The sequence below is a fragment of the Flavihumibacter sp. genome, from assembly GCF_036676075.1.
In the GTDB taxonomy this organism is placed as follows: Bacteria; Bacteroidota; Bacteroidia; order Chitinophagales; family Chitinophagaceae; genus Flavihumibacter.
This window is the reverse complement of sequence record NZ_JAKFDQ010000013.1, coordinates 1-2,638: the sequence shown is the minus strand read 5'-3', so window position 1 is coordinate 2,638 and position 2,638 is coordinate 1. Positions and strand designations below refer to the sequence as shown.

The window sequence follows — 2,638 nt, the reverse complement described above, 5'->3', positions numbered from 1 at the left end:
CGCCTGCCGCGCGGCGGAAATGGGGTTGGGCATCGCCTTGGTCAGCTTGCCGCACGCCCTTCCCTATCTGGACCAGGGCAGCCTGTTGCGGGTGCTGCCCGATTGGTATGTGGACGCGGGGCACATAGCGGTGTACTTCTCCGCGCATACCTTGCTGCCGGCGAAAACCCGCGTCTTTGTGGATTGCCTGGTCGAGCATTTCAAAGCGCAGAATCTGGCTGAGCGGTTTTCCTGCTGAGCCAGATGTGGCGGCGCTAGATAATAGGGGACAGACCACGATTTCGCTTGAATGATCAAGCAGAAGCGAAAAACCGTGGTCCCTATTACTCTCTTTCCGAGATGTACTCAGTAGCGTCAATTATTGGCGGGAGCTTAACAAGGCCAGCCTGCACTAGAGTAAGCAGCGCAATAACCATCGTAAGCCAAAACATTCGGCGCTGAATCTTTACGCTTTCAATGTGCTTTCGCTCTTGTTCCTCATACTCTTCAATGCCGCGTAGCGCATGACCGGTAAGAACATAGTTCCCGTTCATCATCTGGAGCTCGCCGGTGTCAACCAACGATTTTAGGTATAGCTTCACCTTTTGGATTTGCGAATCCTTATCTGGATGAAGAACCCACTTAATGGTGTATAGCTTTGTCATTAGGCTAATGACATCAAATTCTTTCTTGCCCTCTAAGGCTTGGGACACAAGAAACCTTAGGAGGTCAATGCGCTGCTTGGTAACGAGCTTCTTCTTGTTGAAGATGTACTGATCCGCAGCCGTGAGAACTCTATAGCCATGTATCTTTATGTACTCAATAAAGAAAATACGGCCGACGATAAAATCTGTGATTCCGAAGTAAGTTACTTCCGAAAGCCCGTAGTAGTGCGAAATCCTGAAGTCTTTTGGGTTTACAGAGGATAGCTTTATCTTGCGTTCAATCTCGTATTTGCTCCCATTCCATTCAGAACAGGTCAGCTCATCACCCTGAATTTCCCTCACCAAGTAATGGGGCTCTGCATCCTTGTCTATAGCTACGGTGTAGCAGTTTACAAGTGCCCCCTTCTCGCCTGACCGAGGAATCATGGCCGGGCACGGGCTACTTAGCGCGTACGTAATGTACTTCTTTCTGAGATTCATCGTGAACACTCATTTATAGCGGGCAATAGAGGGCAGACCACGGTTTTGCTTGAATGATCAAGCAGGAGCGAAAAATCGTGGCCTGTCCCCAATTACTACGCTGCAATGCTTTGTTATGTGTGCTTTGATAATTGATGCCCCGCCTCTTCCAGCTTTCTGAGAAGCATTGAGCCAAGGCCAAGATGGCTTATGCAAGTTTCAATATCATCTTTCATGTCGTACTCATGGCCACGGGGATTTCGGATGCCTGACATTCCTCCGGCAAAAAGAAATTTGTAACCAATTTGTTCGTCTTTTTCTGACATTGAGATCATAGAATTTAATTTTATAAGTGGATTTTGCTCATTGAATGCATCCATCATTAACTTATAACCAGTCGCAGACTTTGATGCTAGGCGGGCAACTTCTTTATCAATGTATTTATACGCCTCGAAAGTGGCGTGTGAATAATGACCGTCGTCAAAAAGGCGTCGCACAATGTCAGGGATATTTTCATGAATGTTGCGACTCTCAAAAGGATGTTGATCTACTATGTCTGAAGTTGAGCGCGCAGTAAATCTATATGCTTTGCGAGCAATAGATTCAAATATCTCAATGCTCTTAACCATTCAATAAGTTCTCTCTGATACTTTTAAAGATTCTATCGTAAGTTTCTTGGTCGCCATCTGATGGCAGATTCACTTCGATACGAACAGTAAGACCAACATTATTTCCCCTTGTTCCTGCGGCACTCTCTGCAACTACAGGGGGTTTTTCTATTTCTATTATTTTTGATGCTTGAGGTTTTGCATCTGCTGTTGATGCTTTAGTCTTTGCTGCAGATTTGGATGTGGATTTTACTTTTGGCTCGGGCATTTCATTGTGCCCACAAAGAGAGGCCAGAGCCTCAAACGTTACCGCCTGCCGCTTGCCTGTAATAGCGCTTGTTTGGTCGTGTTGTCTGAAAAAAGTAATTAGCGCGTTTGAATCAAGGTTCCAAGCTTTGTCACCATGCAAATCAAAAAGCTCTGAGTAGCCGACCTTGACCGACTCTGATAAGGCTTTTTGAAATGCATGGTCATCATGCAGAGTGAAAATCTTTGTTGCTGACGCTGTTTTTTTTCCATTTTCATCGATTATGGACACAAATCTTAAAACATTTAGCAATACGCCCTCACTGTTCGGACCGATTGCTAGTTTTTTCAATGTAGTAGCATCAAGTGTGGCAGGAAATGAATTTCGAAGTTGGGTAAAAAGCTGAATGATTGGCCCTTTGCTCCCCATGTATGGATGTTTTTCGCCTGCCATAAGTCTCTCCCTGTAGATGATTATTTTGTTTAATACATAACAGTAATTAAGCAAAATCCTTCGTTATTGAATACTCCAGAATTCCAGATAAGTCCACCCGCACACCAACGATGCCTATCGCAAGCGCCTCACAGTTCAAGCCATTACCTGTAACGGCAGTCAGCAGTGGGTAATCGCGTGGTCGCGGGTTTTCCCGCAACCGATACGCTGTGAATAAGTGCTGCCTG

The 2,638-nt window shown here is 45.6% G+C and carries 5 protein-coding genes; 1 reads left to right on the top strand and 4 read right to left on the bottom strand.

The window, feature by feature from the left end; translation table 11 throughout:
- A partial coding sequence (locus tag V6M43_RS14730; RefSeq protein WP_332736534.1) for a LysR substrate-binding domain-containing protein occupies nt 1-238 on the top strand: 238 nt, incomplete at its 5' end.
- An 85-nt stretch (nt 239-323) separates the two neighbouring features.
- On the opposite strand, the gene V6M43_RS14725 is transcribed toward V6M43_RS14730, so the two are convergent.
- The 4 genes from V6M43_RS14725 to V6M43_RS14710 form a co-directional block, all read right to left on the bottom strand.
- Nucleotides 324-1,124 carry a hypothetical protein gene (locus V6M43_RS14725; RefSeq protein WP_332736532.1) on the bottom strand — a complete coding sequence of 267 codons (801 nt, stop codon included), beginning with the start codon at nt 1,122-1,124 and terminating at the stop codon, nt 324-326.
- A 113-nt stretch (nt 1,125-1,237) separates the two neighbouring features.
- Nucleotides 1,238-1,732: a TIGR02391 family protein gene (locus V6M43_RS14720; RefSeq protein ID WP_332736530.1), complete on the bottom strand. Its 495-nt coding sequence runs from the start codon at nt 1,730-1,732 to the stop codon at nt 1,238-1,240.
- Nucleotides 1,725-2,411 carry a DUF5343 domain-containing protein gene (locus V6M43_RS14715; protein ID WP_332736528.1) on the bottom strand — a complete coding sequence of 229 codons (687 nt, stop codon included), beginning with the start codon at nt 2,409-2,411 and terminating at the stop codon, nt 1,725-1,727. Before V6M43_RS14715 ends, V6M43_RS14720 begins: the two co-directional genes overlap by 8 nt.
- A gap of 46 nt (nt 2,412-2,457) precedes the next feature.
- Nucleotides 2,458-2,638, bottom strand: a 181-nt coding sequence (locus V6M43_RS14710; protein ID WP_332736526.1) for a hypothetical protein, incomplete at its 5' end; no start/stop codon positions are given.

Coding starts and splice junctions, on each gene's coding strand:
- V6M43_RS14725 (WP_332736532.1), bottom strand. CDS start 1,124: ATGAATCTCAGAAAGAAGTACATTACGTACGCGCTAAGTAGCCCGTGC.
- V6M43_RS14720 (WP_332736530.1), bottom strand. CDS start 1,732: ATGGTTAAGAGCATTGAGATATTTGAATCTATTGCTCGCAAAGCATAT.
- V6M43_RS14715 (WP_332736528.1), bottom strand. CDS start 2,411: ATGGCAGGCGAAAAACATCCATACATGGGGAGCAAAGGGCCAATCATT.